We start from the raw sequence: 16,148 nt of genomic DNA on the forward strand, positions 1-16,148 counted from the left end.
CGATGCCCTTGCTGCTGGTGCTGGTGTTTCTCAACATCGCCGGTTTCAGCCTGATCTTGCCGCTGCTGCCGTTTTACGGTTCGCTGTTCGGTGCATCCTCGTTCGGGGTGGCCTGCCTGTTTGCGGCCTATTCGTTGGGCAATGTGTTTGGCGAAATCTTCTGGGGCCGCCAGTCTGACCGCATCGGGCGCAAGCCGGTATTGATCGTGACCACATGTGCCGCAGCATTGACGTACGTGGCCTTTGCTTATGCGCCCAGCCTTGGCGTGGCCATTGCCATCCGTATCGTCAGCGGTTTTTTCAGCGGCACGCTTGGAGTGGTGCAGGGAGTCATTGCCGATATTACACCGCCGCAGGATCGGGCGCGCAGCATGGGCTATTTTGGTGCAGCATTTAATCTGGGTTTCGCCACAGGTCCGGCGATTGGCGGATTGCTGGCGATGCCGGAACTGGGCGCAGCTGGGTTCCATCCGCCGATTTTTGCTGCCGCTCTGCTAGCCGCAGGCGCATCGGCTTGGGCGTGGCTGGCTTTGCCTGAAACCCGGCCCTCCGACGGACAGGCCCGACCTGCGCCACGCTACCGTGAGGCATGGATATTTGTTGGCAGCAATTCGCTGTTGCTGCGGCTGTTCCTGATCGCGTTTTTCGGGATTGCTGCATTTTCGTCGATGGAGGCGATCTTCGGCCTTTGGACCGAGCGCAATTTTGCGTGGAGCGCACATGAGGTGGGGCTGACGTTCATCGCGGTTGGTGCAGCGGGTTTGTTTGTTCAGGCATTCCTGCTCGGCCCGCTGGTCAAACGCTTTGGCGAGGCATGGATCATTGTCGGCGGCTTGACCGTGCTGATCATCGCCATTTTGCTGCAGCCGATCATCAAGCTGCCGGTCGCGTCTGTGGTGCTGATGTCGCTGTTGATGATGGGGCATAGCCTTGCCTTCCCCAACGCGGGCGCGCTGGTTTCGCGCGGGACGCCGCCCGAACGGCAAGGTAGCGTGATGGGACTGTTGATGGCGTCCAACGCCTTGGCCCGAATTATTGCGCCGCCATTTTTCGGATGGACCTTCGGCCAGAATGCCGATGCGCCCTATTTTGTCTGCGCGGCCATGATCATGCTGATGCTGCCGGTTGCGCTGTCGGTGGTGCGAACGCGCCGGAGGGAGGCTTTGGCATGAACTCGATCAACCCCGCAGCATGGCGTGCATTTGCCGCAGCAATTGGCAAAGATCAGGTGATGATCACCGATGAAGATCGCAATGCCTATGCCGATCATTTCGCGGCGGACGAAGCCAAGCACGAACCCGCAGGCGCACTGGCCCCTGCCAGTGCCGAAGAAGTGCGCGAAATTGTGCGTATTGCCAACCAGTACCGTGTGCCATTGTGGCCGATCAGTCGGGGCAAGAACTTTGGTTATGGCGGATCTGCACCGGTAACGCGCGGCGCGGTGGTGCTCGATTTGTCGCGCATGAAAAAGATCGAGGTCGATGCCGCAACCGGAACCGTGCTGGTTGAGCCGGGCGTCGGGTTTTTCGACCTTTACGACCATCTGCAATCAAAGGGCATTGCGTTGTGGCTGTCGGTGCCGGGCAATAGCTGGGGCTCGGTTGCGGGCAACGCGCTTGACCGGGGGGTGGGCTATACGTCCTATGGCGATCATGCCTCGCGCATATGCGGGCTTGAAGTGGTCCTGCCCGATGGGGATCTGGTACGCACAGGCATGGGCGCGATGGACGGCTCACCCAACTGGACGCTGTATCGTAACGGCTTTGGTCCTGGTTGGGACACGATGTTTTGCCAATCCAACCTCGGCATCGTGACCAAACTTGGTCTGTGGTTGATGCCCGAACCAGAAGCGGTAGCGGGCTATGACTATGAATTTGATAAGCCCGATGACCTCGGCTGGGCCATCGATACACTGATGCCGCTGCGCCGCGATGGTTTGATCCAGCAATCACCCAGTATCGGCAACTGGCTGCGATCGGCGGCGGTGATGACCACGCGCGAACAGTGGACGACAGACAAGGGGCCGCTCGACGACAAAGTGGTGGCAGCGATCCGTGAGCGGTTCAAGATCGGCTGGTGGAGCGTTCAGGTGAGGTTCTACGGCCATCTCGACGTGGTCGAAGCGTCGATGCGGGTTCTCGACCGCGCCTTTGACAAGAAGCCGATCCAATCCAAAAAACCGGCGTTGTGGAAGCGCGGTGATCCGCCAGAAGGCTCGCCGGTCACCGGGGTTCCGGTCAGCTTCCCGCTGGCCAATGCCAACTGGCATGGCGGGCGCGGCGGGCATGTCGGTTATTCGCCAGTGCTGCCACCAAGCGGCGATATGGCGATGGATCAGTTCAAGCGAACTTATGCACTCTATCAAAGCTATGACATGGATTACCACGCCAGCTTTGCCATGGGCGAACGCAGCCTGACCAACGTCAACCAGATCCTCTACAACAAGGACGATCCTGCAATGATGGGCCGGGTGGATGGTATGTTCCGCGCGCTGGTGGCCGATGCCAGTGCGCATCGCTATGGCGAATACCGCACGCATATCGATTATATGGACCTCGTTGCCGATTGCTATGATTTCAACGGCCATGCGCTGCGCCGGCTGAATACGAGGGTGAAGGATGCACTCGATCCCAATGGCATTATCGCGCCGGGCAAAAGCGGCATCTGGCCCAAGGGGAAGCGGCCATGAAGCGTGCTAGCTTGATTGTCGCCGGGTTTGCTTTTTGCGCCGCTACGGTCGGCGCGCAAACGCCGCCTGCCAAAGATAGCGGCGCACAAGTGCTGAACCCCTTTCGCGGGGTGATGCAGGACCGTTCGTCGCAGTCGCCCGATGAGGCGCTGTTCGTCGAAAAGTGCAGTATGTGCCATCGGCAGATGGGGATGGGTACGGTCTTGCTGGCGCGGCGGATGGCGCCTGCAATTGCGCGGCTGGAACAGCGTAACGATCTGACAGCGGACTATGTCAAAATGGCCGCACGGCAGGGCATTGGCAATATGCCGCGCATCAGCCGGGGCGAGGTGAGCGATGTCCAGCTTGAGCGGATTGCTGCCTATCTGGCCAAGGGAAAAACGCAATGAAGGGGGCCCTGACGCGCCGATCTTTATTGGGGGTAGCCACCTCGGCAACAGCGTTCGCGGTGGGAGGCGGCATGCCCGTCATGGGGCAAGCAAAGGCAGTTGCTGCGCCCGTTGCCTTGCTCGACGCGCGGCTTGTGGCGATTGCGCCAGAGGGCAGTATCCTGCTGGGTGATCTGGTTCGGCAATGGCAGGCCGGCCTGGGTGAACGTGTGGCTGCCAGCGGTGCGATTGCGCTGGTACGATGGGATATGGCCTTGATGCTGCGCCAATTGGGCCGCGAAGCAAGGCTGTCGATCAAGGTCGCGCCGCGTGCGGACGGTCTGTTCGGCGTCGACCTTTCAGCGCGCGGCACGCTGCAATTATCACCTTCAAAACCCAAGGACGCATCATGCAACACAAAGTAGCTCTTCTTGGTGCCACCGGCTTTGTCGGCGGTCACATTCTGACCGAAGCCCTGTCTCGTCCGGAACTTGATATCACTGCGGTGGTGCGCAATCCGGCGGCGCTGGTAGCGCATGATCATCTTACTGCCACGGCAGGTGACGTGTTCGATGTGCCTGCGCTGACCGAAGCCTTGCGTGGCCATGATACGGTCATCCACGCCTTCCACCCCGGTCGCACGTCCAGCCCGGATGAAGTCTATGACCAGAGCGTTGCCGGTCATCAGGCCATTATTGATGCCACCCGCGCAGCGGGCGTTCCGCGCTTGGTCTGCGTTGGTGGCGCGGCCAGTCTGATGACGCCAGAGGGCAGGGAATACATTGATTCCTCGCATTGGGACAAAGAGTTCGACCCCTATCGCAATTCGATATTGGGCACGCGCGCGCTCTATTACATGCTCAAGGACATGACCGATCTCGACTGGGTGTTTCTGGCCCCGTCGGCATGGCTGCGGCCGGGCGAGCGCACCGGCGTTTTCCGCACCAGTGCGAACGACATGCTGTTTGCCGCCGATGGCACAAGCCGCATCTCGCTTGAAGATTATTCGATGGTGCTGATCGACGAGGTTGTGACGCCAGCGCATCACCGCGAACGCTTTACCGTGGGGTATTGATCATGAAAGCCATGCTGATTCACTTTGACATCACGCCGGGTAAACAGGCAGCTTTCGAAGCTGCGGCAACGCAGCATGTCCACAATATCCGAGAGCGCGATCCCAGCTATTCGTTGTATAACCTGACCCGTCAGCGCGATTGCGACACGCGCTATGTCTCGATGCAACTGTTCGAAAGCTGGGAAACGCAGCTTGCGCATCAGACCTATGATTACGTTTTGGAGATGATGCCCGCGATGAGCGCGTGCCTGTCAGGTCCGCCCACCGTCGAATGGCTGGAGGTCGTCGCCTGATGGCCCGATTTTCCGGCAAAGTGGTGCTGGTAACGGGCGCGGCAGGCGGTATCGGACTTGCTGCAGCACAAGCCTTTGCGGACGAAGGCGCGCAAGTCGTGCTGGCCGACCGCAACATTGCCTTGGCCGAACAGGGCGCTCAGGCAATTGTGGACGGTGGAGGCATCGCCAGTGCGGTGTTTGTCGATATATCCGATCCGGCGTCGTGTCAGTCTATGGTCGACCACGCGCTCGCGATTTACGGCGCTTTGCATGTCGCGTTCAACAACGCCGGGATGCCATCGGCCATTGGTGGCGCGTTCGAAGATTTCTCGGTCGAGAACTGGGATACTTTGCTCGCCACCAATCTCAGCGGTGTGTTCTATGCGATGAAGGCGCAAGTTCCCGCGCTCAAGGCTTCTGGCGGCACCGCAATTGTCAACACCGCTTCCATCGCCGCGTTGATCGCAGCACCGGGCATGGCCGCCTATGTCGCCAGCAAACATGGCGTTGCCGGGCTGACCAAGGCGGCGGCGCTAGATTTGATCGGTCATGGCATCCGGGTGAACGCGATCTGTCCGGGCTTTGTCGATACACCGATGCTGGCAGGGGCATTGGCGCAGCCCGGCGCGCGTGAGGCGATGAACGCCCAAGCGCCCATCGGCCGCATCGCTTCGCCACAAGAGGTTGCGCAAACCGCACTGTTCCTCTGCTCTGACGCGGCCAGCTACATGGTTGGCGCCTTGCTAAGCGTGGACGGCGGCGTGACGGTACAGTGAGGATAACGGATATGGAAAAGATCGTCATCAGCGGTGCCTCGGGCGATTTGGGGCGACGGATCACCGCCATCCTGCTCGACCAGATCGCGCCTGCCAATCTGGCACTCGTCACCCGGACGCCTGAGAAGCTGGCCGAAAGGGCGCAACTCGGTGTGGCTGTCCACGCTGGGGATTACAACGATCCGGCAGCGTTGGAAGCCGCTTATGCGGGAAGTGACGTGCTAATGCTGATCAGCGGTTTGGCGGTGACCAAGCGCGTGCCGGAGCACCGCAATGCAATCAATGCTGCCAGAAAGGCAGGCATCAAGCATATTGTCTATACATCGGTCGCGGGCATTCATCCCCGCAATCCCACACTGTCGGCCACCGATCATATCGTGACTGAGGGCGACTTGCGCGATTCAGGGTTGGGCTACACCATCCTGCGCAACGCAACTTATGCCGAGGTTTTCCCCACCATTGCCTCGCAGCCAGCCCTGCGCACTGGCAAATGGATTCAGGCGGCGGGTGAGGGGCTGATGGCGCCTGTGTCAAAGCGCGACATCGCCTTGTGCGCCGCCACCTGCCTGATGCACCCGGACCTGCACAATGGGGCGACATATGAGATCAGCGGGACCGAGTTGTTCGGCTTTCGCGACATCGCTGCGATTACGTCGGAAGTCTACAATGTGCCGATCGAATACGTGCCGGTGACGACCGAAGAGCGTTATGCCCAATTCGACGCAATGGGCGTGCCGCGCACGTATTCGGAAAGCATGGACGCGCACCCCGATACGCATTTGTGGGCCAGTGATGAAATGGTGACGGCGGATATTGCTTGGAGCATGGGTTTTCACGCGATCCTCTCGCACCATGTCAAATTCATCACGGGCAAAGACCCCTATACGCTTCGCGAAGTTTTCGAGTTCTGCAAAGGCCGCAGCTATGACGATTGCTGAGCCGAAGCGCACAAGTGGGCGTCCCGCTCTCGACCTGACGACCTTGGCCACAACCGGGTATCCGTTGGTGCTGCCCGGAGCGCACGATGCTTTGAGCGCGCGCATGATCGAGGCTGCGGGGTTCACCGCATATGGTGTGGGCGGCTCTGCCTTGGCGGCGGTGCAACTGGCTTTGCCGGATGCTGGCTTGCAAAGCTTTGGAGAATACCGCGATGCGGTTGGCCGGATCATGGAAGGCTCGCAACTGCCGGTCATGGTCGATGGCGAAAACGGCTTTGGCGATGCCAAGGCGGTGACCCGCACCGTGCGTAGCTTCGAAAAGCTTGGCGTTGCAGCGATTGCTTTTGAAGACCTTGTGCTGCCGCCCCGGCTGGACCGGCCGCCCGCCGTTTCAACCCGAGAGGAAATACAGGGCAAATTGCGGGCCGCGCTTGCCGCTCGCAGCAGCGACGATTTCCTGATCGTGGGCCGTAGCGATGCAGCATATGCCGTCGATCTGGCCGAGGCCATTGCGCGGGCGGTATCCTATCAAGACATTGGCGTGGATGCGATCATCGTGCCCGGTCTTGCCAATGCTGACGCATTTAAACGACTGCGCGATGCCGTTAGCGTTCCCATCATGGCGGTTGTCGTGCCCGGCACGCCGTGGTTTGCGCCGTCATTGGAAGAACTTGCGCAGATCGGAATTGAAGTTGCCATTTATCCAGCCGCCATCCTGTGGCGCGTGGTCTTGGCAATCCAGCAGGGGTTGGACGCCATCCGCCAAGATAGCGGCGCACCGCCTGCTGATTTCGATCCAAGGATTATCGGCCAGTACCTGAAAACCGCAGAGTGGACAGAAGTGGATCGCCATTTTGCCGGTTGATTGCGCAAGGAACGCCCTGTGAACCCGGACTATATCGTGATCGGCGCAGGGTCTGCAGGCTGCGTCCTTGCCAATCGGCTGAGTGGGGCAGGTGGCGGTAAGGTCCTGCTACTGGAAGCAGGGGGCACTACCCGCAGTATCTTGTACCGGATGCCTTTGGCTGCAACGAAACTCTGGTTCAACCCGAAGACCAGTTGGGGCCTGTGGAGCGAACCCGAGCCGGGTCTGGACGGACGCAAGATACCTGTCCCGCGTGGCAAAGGGCTGGGTGGCAGTTCTGCGATAAACGGCACGATCTATAATCGCGGCAGCCCGCACGATTACAATCAATGGCGGGACCTCGGCCTTGAATGCTGGGACTATGCCGCTTTGCTGCCCTATTTCAGGCGTATCGAAAACCATTGGCGCGGGGCTGACGCCGTCCATGGCGACAGCGGCGAAGTGGCCGTTTCCCCGGCGAGCAACCGGAGTCCTTTCACCCCGGCCTTTCTGGAAACCGCCCGGCAAATGGGGTGGGCAGTGACGGACGATTTCCTGACGAATGATGGCGAAGGCATTGGCCTGTCCGATCTGAACGTGGATCGTCGCGGCCGCCGTGTCAGCGCTGCCGATGCATTCCTGCGGCCGATTTCAAGCCGCCCGAGCTTGACGATTGAAATGTTCGCGCAGGTGCAAAAGATCATTATCGAAAACGGCTGCGCGACCGGCGTGGAATATCTTCACAACGGAAAGCGCAAGCGCGTCCGCGCCAGTCGCGAGGTGATCGTCGCGGCAGGGGCAATTGCATCACCCCAGATCCTGCTGCTGTCGGGCGTCGGCCCGGCCGATGAACTGGCGGCCATCGGGATCGAACCGGTGATCGATCTTCCGGGCGTTGGCCGTAATCTCAATGACCAGCCCGGGGGCAGTTTTGAATTCACGGTGAAGCAACCGCTTAGTTTTGTCCGCAATCTGCGCGCCGACCGGTTCGCTCTGTCTTTGGCGCAATGGGCACTTGGGCTTGGTGGCATTGCTGCGGGGCCGCCGATTGTGGCGACGGGGTCGGTCAGGACCAATGTATCGGATCGCTCGCCAGACCTTCGCTTGAACCTTGCCGCTGCGACAATGCTTTCAAAAGTCTGGTATCCCGGCATCTCCAAACCCGGCCCGCACAAGCTGATGATGAGCTTCGGCCTTGCGCATCCGGAAAGCAGGGGCTGCATCACGCTGGCATCGGCCGATCCCGCCGTGCCGCCGCGCATACGTTATAACCTCCTCACGGCGCCAAATGACATGGCGCGGATGAAAGCCTTTTACCGTTTACTCACTGGCATGATCAGGCAGCCTCCCTTCGCCGATATAGCCGGCGAAATCACGCGTCCCGCCGCGCCTCTTGATGATGACGCGGCGCTGGAAAGGTATCTGAAATCGGTGGCGGGCACGACATCTCACCCGATGGGTTCATGCAGGATGGGGATCGACGCAGCCGCGGTGGTTAATGCCGAATGCAAGGTGCATGGTATCGAAAACCTGCGTGTGGTCGATGCCTCGATCTTCCCGACCCAGATTTCGGGCAATCCCCATGCGGCGATCATGGCGGTGGGTGACAAGGTTTCCGATATGATCCTTGGGCGCGCAGCTTTATAATGAGCGACATTGCCTTAAATCGCGAGCCGGTGGATAGGGCGCCGATGGAGAAAAAGCCGACGATAGATACTGCTGCCATTCGCGAGGCAGGCCTTGCCATCCTTCAGGCCGAAGGTTTCGAAACCCTGAGCCTGCGAAAGATTGCCGATGCGTTCGGGGTCCAAACACCGGCCCTGTACTGGTATGTCAAAAACCGGGCGGAACTTTATGGCCTCATGGCCGAAGCCTTGCTGCGTGAAGTTCTGGCCGAGGTCGACTTCACGTTGCAAGGCCGCGAATGGCTGATCGATCTTGGCAGGGCGCTGCGCCGAAGCCACTTGCACAGGCGTGATTCCGCGCGTCTGATCGCCTATGTAGCGCCGACCGAGGCAATGACAAACGAACTGGCTGAACGGATCGATGCCCACCTGATGGCCGGGGGTATGACAGCGGCAGAGGCAAGACTGGCCCAATCGACGATCAATTCCTTTACCCTTGGCTGGTCTTTGTTCGAGGGCAATCGGCAACTGGACACGCTTATGGTCGGCAGCGCAGACCCCGAACGAGCATTCGATACCGCGCTCAATGCGGTGGCGCACGGACTGTCAAATATCAGAATGGCCTAGGTCCTGACACTAGTCACTACAGGAAATTGTTCGGCCAGATCATCGTCCGCCACATATGCGCAACGGGTGATCCATCAAAGCCCAGTCCTTCGTCGGGTTCGCGGAAATGGCGTCCGATGATGTCCACGAAGATTTCAGGATTGACCGGCGGCAGATCGTCAAAGAAGTAGATATCGTACTTGGTCACCAGCCGCGCTGACATATACCAACGATGATTGCGGGCAAATTGCGCGTCCTGGCGGATGTATTCGGGCGGCTGGTAATCCGGACCGAAGAAGAGGTCGTAGGTTTCGGGATAGGCATAATCTGCATCAGCATCCGCGAAATAACGCAAGCACTGATGGTATTTGACCGCGAATGCGATTTCTTCGTCAACATAGGGTGCAATCATCTGTGCGCCCCAATATCCGTGATCCGAGCGGATCAGGCAACCGTTGGACAAATCGTGGAGCAGAACCGCCAGAACGATCTTTTCGTCCATGCCACCTGCCAGCGCCCGCTCTGCACTGGTCAGCAAGTGCCGGATCGTGATGTCGTTGAAGCGATAGTGGAAAAAGTCGAGAAGGCGCGGTTTTTCAGGCATTCTGGGCAGCGCCGGGTTGTCGCCCATCATGAACACAGTTTTGGGGTTCAGGCGCCTTAGCATTTCTGGTTCAGGGTCGACTTCGCCTCGCCCGATCCGGCCCACCGGCGCACTTAGCATCATCCTTTCGCGGCCCGCCTGCGGCCATGGTTTTTCGTCACGCATCTTGGGATACTCCTGTGGCAAAGCGGCGGGCAATGGCAGAACAGACCATCAACTGCATTTGGTGGAAGATCATGATCGGCAGCAAAATCAAGCCAAGGTCGGGGCCGCTGAACATGACCCGCGCCATTGGCACCCCTTGCACAAGCGATTTCTTGGTGCCGCAAAACACAATGGCTATGCGGTCTTCGCGGTTGAAACCAAGTGCGCGGGCCAAGCCGTAAGTGAACGATAGTGCTAGCGTCAGGATGATTGCGCACAGCACTCCCAGCTTGAGCAAGTCGCCGGGCGGGAGCCGGTTCCAGATGCCTTCCAGCACGGCCGCCGAAAACGCAGCATAAACCGCAACCAGGATCGTACCGCGATCGGTGATCGTGATCAGCGCTTTGTGCCGTGTTACCCAATCCGCAATCCACGGTCGCGCGAGATGTCCGGTGATGAACGGGACAAAGATTTCAAGAGCAATCTTGCCGACCGCTGACGGGGAAATGTGGCTGCCGTTCACATCGGCCAAAAGGCTGAATATGGCAGGCGCAAGGAAAATGCCGAGAAGCTGTGATGCCGATGCTGCGGCCACCGCAGCAGCGATGTTGCCACGCGCGATCGAGGTCAGCGCAATCGAGGACTGAACTGTCGATGGCAGGGCCGCAAGAAAGAATACACCAGTCCACAAAGTTGGCGAAAATGCGCCCGCCAGCGCCTTTGACAAGGCCAGCGCCAACAATGGAAACATCACGAAGGTGCTCGACAGAATAATCAGATGCAATCGCCAGTGCGCAATCCCCTCGACAATCGAGGCGCGCGACAGTTTGGCCCCTACGAAGAAGAATAGCATCACGACCATTGCGACCGAGAGCGCAGCCACCCCTTGCGCGGCAAGGCCTGTTGCAGGCAGGACCGTTGCCAGCACAAGCGCGGTTACTAGCCCAAGGATAAACGGATCGGGCAAAAGCCAACGCAGCATGAAGAACTCCGGATACAATCGAAGTAGGATTTATCAGGAACCTCGGGGCATTTCTGACCTTTTATGACGCCATAATCGTTATATATGGTCATATGGTGACGTAATATGGCGCGTTGAGCAGTAATAATTCCGCCAGCATGTTCGTCATGGCTGCGGGGGACCTAGCAAAGCATAAACCATGGTGTGGTGCCGCTGATTTTATCGAAGGTCGTGCCACGGTTCACCATCACAGCGCTCAATGCAGCTATCTTTCGGCGATTTGCTACGTCATCAGACAGTCTGACGCTTGCATCAAGGCCAAATTGGCGGACGATTGCCAAACGTCAGATCGTGACCACAGATACTCACGGCCGGCAGAGGGACCTCCCGACAATGGTTGATGTCAGACGACCCATTTTTGAAAGCCAACCCTTCGCTTTTCGTTCAGTTATTCTATATGTGCCGTCATCACGTGACCAATTTTGATTCATATGGGGCGCTTTATGACCTTTTCAAATTCGGACAAAAAGATCCTAAATATACTTCAGGCTGACGGTCGGATGCCGAATGTTGCTCTTGCAGATCAGATCGGCATGTCGCCTAGCCCATGTTTGCGGCGCCTGAAGCAACTGGAAGATAGCGGCGTCATTGCCCGCTATGCAGCGATTCTCGACAGGGAAAAACTGGGCCTTGGCATCATGGCATTTGTCGAGGTCAAGGTTCCCCAAATAGCAGAAACGTCAATTGTCGATTTGTTCAAAGTTGCTGTGAGGCGGGAGCCATCGATCATCGGGTGCTATATCACGGCGGGACAGTTTGATTTTCTGCTGACTGTGGTGGCAAAGGACATGACTGCCTATTCCGCGCTGGCTCAGAACGTTTTGCTGCGGTTGCCGGGAGTGCAGGATATGCGGTCCAGCTTTGTGCTGGAAGCGATCAAGGACACCACCACTCTACCGATTTCGTAAAGGCATTTTATTTGGGGTCACTTCTGGAAAGTTGGCAGGATATTTTCTGAAATATATGCCCCGTATGAGGTATTTCGGGGTGGATTTAGGTTGGAAATGACCGAAATCGTATGTTATACATCATAACTAGAGCACAAAGGGCCGCGGCACCGAAAAAGTGTTCGAAAAACAGGAGGGAGTGGACATGACAAGCTACAGATCGAGGAATTTCACGCGCGCTGCATTGTGCGCAGGTCTTTCGGGTATTGCACTTTCGTCATCGGCATTCGCGCAAAATGCTGCGCAGCAAACTGCGATGGAACCATCTTCGGGTGTCGCCGAAATCGTCGTGACAGCCCAATTTCGCGAGCAGAAGCTGCAGGACACACCGATCGCGATTACCGCGGTTGATGCAGAGATGCTTGAGTCGCGCAGTCAGTCGAGCCTGACTGAAGTTGCCAACCAGGCCCCCAGCGTGGTCTTGCGTCCGACGACCGCAGCATTTGGCCCGTCTATTTCCGCGTCGATCCGTGGCATGGGCCAGATCGATTTCAACCCCGCGCTTGAGCCTGGTGTCGGCCTCTACATCGACGACGTTTATTATCCACGCCTGACTGGCGCGAACTTCGATTTGCTCGACGTTGAGCGCATCGAAGTGCTGCGCGGGCCGCAGGGCACACTGACTGGCCGCAATTCCGAAGGTGGCGCGATCAGGTTTATCTCGCGCCGTCCAACTGGTGAAGGTGGCGGCTATGTTTCGGCGACTTACGGCAGCCGTAGTCGCATCAATCTGCGCGCCAGTGCGGACTTCAAGCTTGCTGAGGGTTTGTTTGGCCGCTTGTCGGGGACGTTCGCGGATCAGGAAGGCTATGTCAAAAACATAGACTACGGCTGCGCCAATCCTACGAGTGGCGTTCCAACGCGCGCTGGCGGTGCGGATTGCGTCGTCAACAAGCAGGGTGATGTCGGCTACAAGGCGCTTCGCGGCATCTTGCGCTACAACCCGTCGGATGCCGTCGATGTCATGGTTAGTGGTGACTACATCCGTGATAGTCGCTTCAATTCTGCTGAAGTGTTGCTCTATGGAGAAAACAGCAACCCCAATGTGCAGACCAGCAACGGTGTGCCTTATGACTCGCGCTTCATTTGCGGCACATTCTGCAACTATGCGACCACTGGTTCAACCGCTGGAGCGTTTGTTGCCGGTGCTATTCCACCGTTGCAGGGCCTTCCTTTGCCGGCAGTCAACAGTGACGGTCGGACCGAATATACCGGTTGGGGGGTTGCCGCCAACGCCGATTTCAAGCTGAGCGACGACATTCAGCTCCAGTCGATCACCGCTTATCGTGCATTCGATACATCGTTCAGTTCCGACACGGATCTGTCTCCTGCCAACGTTGGCTTTGGCATCAGCGAACTCGATAGCTGGTTCGTCAGCCAGGAACTGCGTCTCAATGCAAAGCTCGGCACGATCGCCGACTTGACTGTGGGTGGTTACATCTCTGACGAAAAAACGACATATTATACCTTGCAGGACATTCGCTATGTCGCGATTGCTCTGCCAACCGGTCCGCTGCCGCTGTTCCCGCTGCAGTTTATCGGCAACGATCCGGTCCGTTCAAAGTCCAAGGCTGCGTTTGCAACGGCGATCATTCATCCCACCGATGCGATGACGCTAACGCTTGGTGGCCGTTATACGCATGAATCCAAGGACTATACGTTTTTCCGGTACAATCTGGATGGCACGACGATCAACGCGTTCCTTGATCCGGTTGGGGCAGCCAACGGCATTGGTTATTCCGGTCCCAACGGAACGGCGCTATCTGGCCGCACCGGCAGCTATTCGGGCAACAGGTTCGATTATCGCGCCAGCTTGGATTACCGCTTCTCGCCCGAAATCCTGGCCTATGGCACGGTATCGACCGGATTTAAGGGTGGTGGTATTGCACCGCGTCCGTTCAATGCTGCACAAGCAGTGCCATTCGGTCCGGAAAAGCTTACAGCGTTTGAACTTGGCCTGAAAACCGATCTTTTTGATCGCAAGGTCCGCTTCAACGTTTCGGCCTATTTCAACAAGTTCAAGGATGCACAGCTAACCCTGCTGTCGTGCCCACAGTTCGGCGGCCCCGGTCCGTGTGCGGTGCCCCAGAACGCAGGCGATGCCGATGTAAAGGGCATTGAGTTCGAACTCTATATTCGCCCCATCGAAGGATTACAGATCGATGCTTCGGCTTCGTTTCTTGACTGGAACTGGAAGTGTGTTGTTCCGGCGGTTGTCAATCCGTTGGGAGCAACATCGGGTTGTTCGTCTGATCCGGCGCTCGTAAGCCAATTGGTGGCGCCGCCGCGTGGTGTATCGAAATCCCAGTGGAGCATTGGTGCGCAATATGAAGCGCAGCTTGGTTCGGCAGGTTCGATCACGCCGCGCATTGACGTTTCGCGTCAGGGCGCAATTGCCGGCACGGCAACGGTTCCTGCCGCTGGTTCGCCATCGGCACTGTTCTCCACCGCCGAAGCGTATACTCTGGCCAATGCCCGCCTGACTTGGCGCAATGCGGACAGGGATGTCGACATTTCGCTAGAAGTCACCAACCTGTTCAACGAATACTACTTCCTGTCGAAGTTCGATCTGTCGGGCGCCGGTGCCGGTGTAGTTTCAGGCCTGCCTGGAAGGCCGCGTGAGTGGGCGGTCTCGGTCAAGAAGAAGTTCTGACATGGAGGGCGGGGGCGCAGCCGCGCTCCCGCCCGACTTTTTCCGGAATGCACTTGATATGGCGTCAACAAACGAATGGACGAACGCACAAACGACCGGATTTAAAGACCACCTTGTGCTGCAACTGAGCAACGCCGGTTCATCCCTGACAGCACGTTTGCAAAAACAACTTGCTGCCCACCGGATTACTCCGCGTGAGGCGATCTTGCTTTGGCTGATCGATACGGATCCCGGGTCAACACAATCGGAAATTGCTGCCTTGCTTGGCATCACGCCTGCAACGATAAGCCAGTGCGCAAGGCGGCTTATCGCACTGCGCTGGATTGAACCGGTATTCGCCTCGGATGACAAACGTCGCCGGGGCATTCACCTCACTGCGACCGGATCTGAGGTCTTGCGCAAAGCCCGCGCCGTGATTGATGCCCATGAAGCTGTTGTCCGGGACCTGCTTGGAGCAAGTTCAAGCAGATTGATGCTGGACGGATTGGCTTGCCTGCGCTGAAAACCTAACAGAGGTTTCCGGAAACAGACGGCGTTGGCTGTACCAATCGGGCTGCAGGGCGCTGGGTACCGGGGGCAAGCCGCCCAGGGATTTTGTCGCGAGAAGCCGATCCCTTTGACCGGCGCGCCGTTCCCGCTTCTGATCGATAGTGATTGGCAAGGTATTCTGCAGCGAGGCGCAACTGCCGATCAAAAGCTGCGGTTTCATTCGTCAGCAAAACGACTTGGGGGGCGGGCAAGGCAAACGCCAGATCGAGCATGATCAAACGATGCGCAATCGTATCTGCCCGCCCGCTTTCGGCGAACATGCAGGCAAAGCTTCGTGAATGGCTGACGGACGCGAGGATTTCGCTGTAATCGTCGGTTTCGATCGCATGCCGCAGTTCACCAAGGCCGCAGGTTTTGAGCGAAGCATCCGTCACGTGACGCAACGGATGCGCAACGCTCAGCGTTGAAATGGGAAAATCGGCAAGGTCGACCGCTAAAACCCCGCGCTTGCCAGCCAGTGGATGCGATTGCGAAACGAACACCGCCAGCGGTTCGTCGATGATGATTTCCTTACGCACAGGTCCGTCAAGGTTTTCGCCGTCTGCGCAATCGGTAATCGTGATGGCGATGTCGAAAACACCGTTTGCGACCATAGTGGTGATCGCTTCAGCTTCCCTGTCACAAATATCCGTCGTAATCGAACGGTCGGGGTAGCGTTTGCGCAGTTCGGCCACACGGCCAAGCAAATTGCGACTGACAAAGGGAGCAAGACCAATGCGCCAGTTGGGCCTTGTCGAAAGCGGAAGCAAATCCGCCTCAAGATGGTTGACGGCGGCGATCACGGCCCGCGCACGTTCTGCTGCCAGTTCGCCGGCAGGCGTCAGCAAAGGCGGTCCGCCACGGCGGCGGTGGAAAAGCGATACGCGCAGGCGATCTTCCAAAGCGCGAATATGTTCGCCAACCGCCACCGGTGAAAGGCCCAGCGATGCGGCGGCCTTGCGAAAGCTGCTCTGCTCGATGACAAGCAGAAGTATTTCCAGCTGGCGCAAGGTAATGTGGCACTGCACCCGGTTCATCCCCAATCGCGTTGGCCC

The 16,148-nt window shown here is 58.2% G+C and carries 17 protein-coding genes; 14 read left to right on the top strand and 3 right to left on the bottom strand.

Translation table 11 applies throughout. The features are described from left to right. Positions 1 to 2 precede the first annotated feature (2 nt). The 11 genes from B7Y89_RS05625 to B7Y89_RS05675 are packed head-to-tail and all read left to right on the top strand — an operon-like array spanning position 3 to position 9,217. Positions 3 to 1,172 carry an MFS transporter gene (locus B7Y89_RS05625; RefSeq protein WP_292936580.1) on the top strand — a complete coding sequence of 390 codons (1,170 nt, stop codon included), beginning with the start codon at positions 3 to 5 and terminating at the stop codon, positions 1,170 to 1,172. Then, a complete protein-coding gene (locus B7Y89_RS05630; protein WP_292936582.1) occupies positions 1,169 to 2,689 on the top strand; it encodes an FAD-binding oxidoreductase in 1,521 nt (506 codons plus the stop codon). The genes B7Y89_RS05625 and B7Y89_RS05630 overlap by 4 nt, the downstream gene beginning before the upstream one ends. Then, positions 2,686 to 3,078 carry a cytochrome c gene (locus B7Y89_RS05635; protein ID WP_292936584.1) on the top strand — a complete coding sequence of 131 codons (393 nt, stop codon included), beginning with the start codon at positions 2,686 to 2,688 and terminating at the stop codon, positions 3,076 to 3,078. The genes B7Y89_RS05630 and B7Y89_RS05635 overlap by 4 nt, the downstream gene beginning before the upstream one ends. Continuing rightward, positions 3,075 to 3,482 (top strand): hypothetical protein, encoded by a 408-nt coding sequence (locus B7Y89_RS05640; protein WP_292936586.1) that lies wholly within the window; start codon positions 3,075 to 3,077, stop codon positions 3,480 to 3,482. The genes B7Y89_RS05635 and B7Y89_RS05640 overlap by 4 nt, the downstream gene beginning before the upstream one ends. Further along, complete coding sequence (locus tag B7Y89_RS05645) at positions 3,467 to 4,132, top strand: NAD(P)H-binding protein (RefSeq protein WP_292936588.1); 666 nt, start codon at positions 3,467 to 3,469, stop codon at positions 4,130 to 4,132. The genes B7Y89_RS05640 and B7Y89_RS05645 overlap by 16 nt, the downstream gene beginning before the upstream one ends. Positions 4,133 to 4,134: 2 nt before the next feature. Beyond that, positions 4,135 to 4,425, top strand: a complete 291-nt coding sequence (locus tag B7Y89_RS05650; RefSeq protein WP_292936590.1) for an antibiotic biosynthesis monooxygenase — start codon at positions 4,135 to 4,137, stop codon at positions 4,423 to 4,425. Continuing rightward, entirely contained in the window at positions 4,425 to 5,183 is a 759-nt protein-coding gene (locus B7Y89_RS05655) for an SDR family oxidoreductase (RefSeq protein WP_292936592.1), read from the top strand. The genes B7Y89_RS05650 and B7Y89_RS05655 overlap by 1 nt, the downstream gene beginning before the upstream one ends. Positions 5,184 to 5,194: 11 nt before the next feature. Continuing rightward, the gene (locus B7Y89_RS05660; protein WP_292936594.1) at positions 5,195 to 6,121 is read left to right on the top strand and encodes an SDR family oxidoreductase; all 927 of its coding nucleotides are present in this window, start codon (positions 5,195 to 5,197) and stop codon (positions 6,119 to 6,121) included. Next, the gene (locus tag B7Y89_RS05665; RefSeq protein WP_292936596.1) at positions 6,108 to 6,986 is read left to right on the top strand and encodes an isocitrate lyase/PEP mutase family protein; all 879 of its coding nucleotides are present in this window, start codon (positions 6,108 to 6,110) and stop codon (positions 6,984 to 6,986) included. Before B7Y89_RS05660 ends, B7Y89_RS05665 begins: the two co-directional genes overlap by 14 nt. Positions 6,987 to 7,004: 18 nt before the next feature. Next, positions 7,005 to 8,612 (top strand): GMC family oxidoreductase N-terminal domain-containing protein, encoded by a 1,608-nt coding sequence (locus B7Y89_RS05670; protein WP_292936598.1) that lies wholly within the window; start codon positions 7,005 to 7,007, stop codon positions 8,610 to 8,612. A gap of 44 nt (positions 8,613 to 8,656) precedes the next feature. Further along, positions 8,657 to 9,217: a TetR family transcriptional regulator gene (locus tag B7Y89_RS05675; protein WP_292936600.1), complete on the top strand. Its 561-nt coding sequence runs from the start codon at positions 8,657 to 8,659 to the stop codon at positions 9,215 to 9,217. 16 nt (positions 9,218 to 9,233) lie between these two features. On the opposite strand, the gene B7Y89_RS05680 is transcribed toward B7Y89_RS05675, so the two are convergent. Next, positions 9,234 to 9,965, bottom strand: a complete 732-nt coding sequence (locus B7Y89_RS05680) for a hypothetical protein (protein ID WP_292936602.1) — start codon at positions 9,963 to 9,965, stop codon at positions 9,234 to 9,236. After that, positions 9,958 to 10,926, bottom strand: coding sequence for a bile acid:sodium symporter family protein (locus B7Y89_RS05685; protein WP_292936604.1), 969 nt, complete (start codon positions 10,924 to 10,926; stop codon positions 9,958 to 9,960). The genes B7Y89_RS05680 and B7Y89_RS05685 overlap by 8 nt, the downstream gene beginning before the upstream one ends. A gap of 470 nt (positions 10,927 to 11,396) precedes the next feature. On the opposite strand from B7Y89_RS05685, the gene B7Y89_RS05690 reads away from it, so the two are divergent. From B7Y89_RS05690 to B7Y89_RS05700, 3 genes are all read left to right on the top strand, one after another. After that, the gene (locus B7Y89_RS05690) at positions 11,397 to 11,873 is read left to right on the top strand and encodes an Lrp/AsnC family transcriptional regulator (protein WP_292936606.1); all 477 of its coding nucleotides are present in this window, start codon (positions 11,397 to 11,399) and stop codon (positions 11,871 to 11,873) included. A 184-nt stretch (positions 11,874 to 12,057) separates the two neighbouring features. Further along, positions 12,058 to 14,565, top strand: coding sequence for a TonB-dependent receptor (locus B7Y89_RS05695; RefSeq protein ID WP_292936608.1), 2,508 nt, complete (start codon positions 12,058 to 12,060; stop codon positions 14,563 to 14,565). A 58-nt stretch (positions 14,566 to 14,623) separates the two neighbouring features. Continuing rightward, positions 14,624 to 15,067: a MarR family winged helix-turn-helix transcriptional regulator gene (locus tag B7Y89_RS05700; protein ID WP_292936610.1), complete on the top strand. Its 444-nt coding sequence runs from the start codon at positions 14,624 to 14,626 to the stop codon at positions 15,065 to 15,067. Positions 15,068 to 15,071: 4 nt separating this feature from the next. Here the strand turns inward: B7Y89_RS05700 and B7Y89_RS05705 are convergent, their stop codons facing one another. After that, entirely contained in the window at positions 15,072 to 16,130 is a 1,059-nt protein-coding gene (locus B7Y89_RS05705) for a LysR family transcriptional regulator (RefSeq protein WP_292936612.1), read from the bottom strand. Positions 16,131 to 16,148: the final 18 nt, after the last annotated feature.

The organism is Novosphingobium sp. 32-60-15, assembly GCF_002280675.1.
Classification (GTDB): domain Bacteria; phylum Pseudomonadota; class Alphaproteobacteria; order Sphingomonadales; family Sphingomonadaceae; genus Novosphingobium.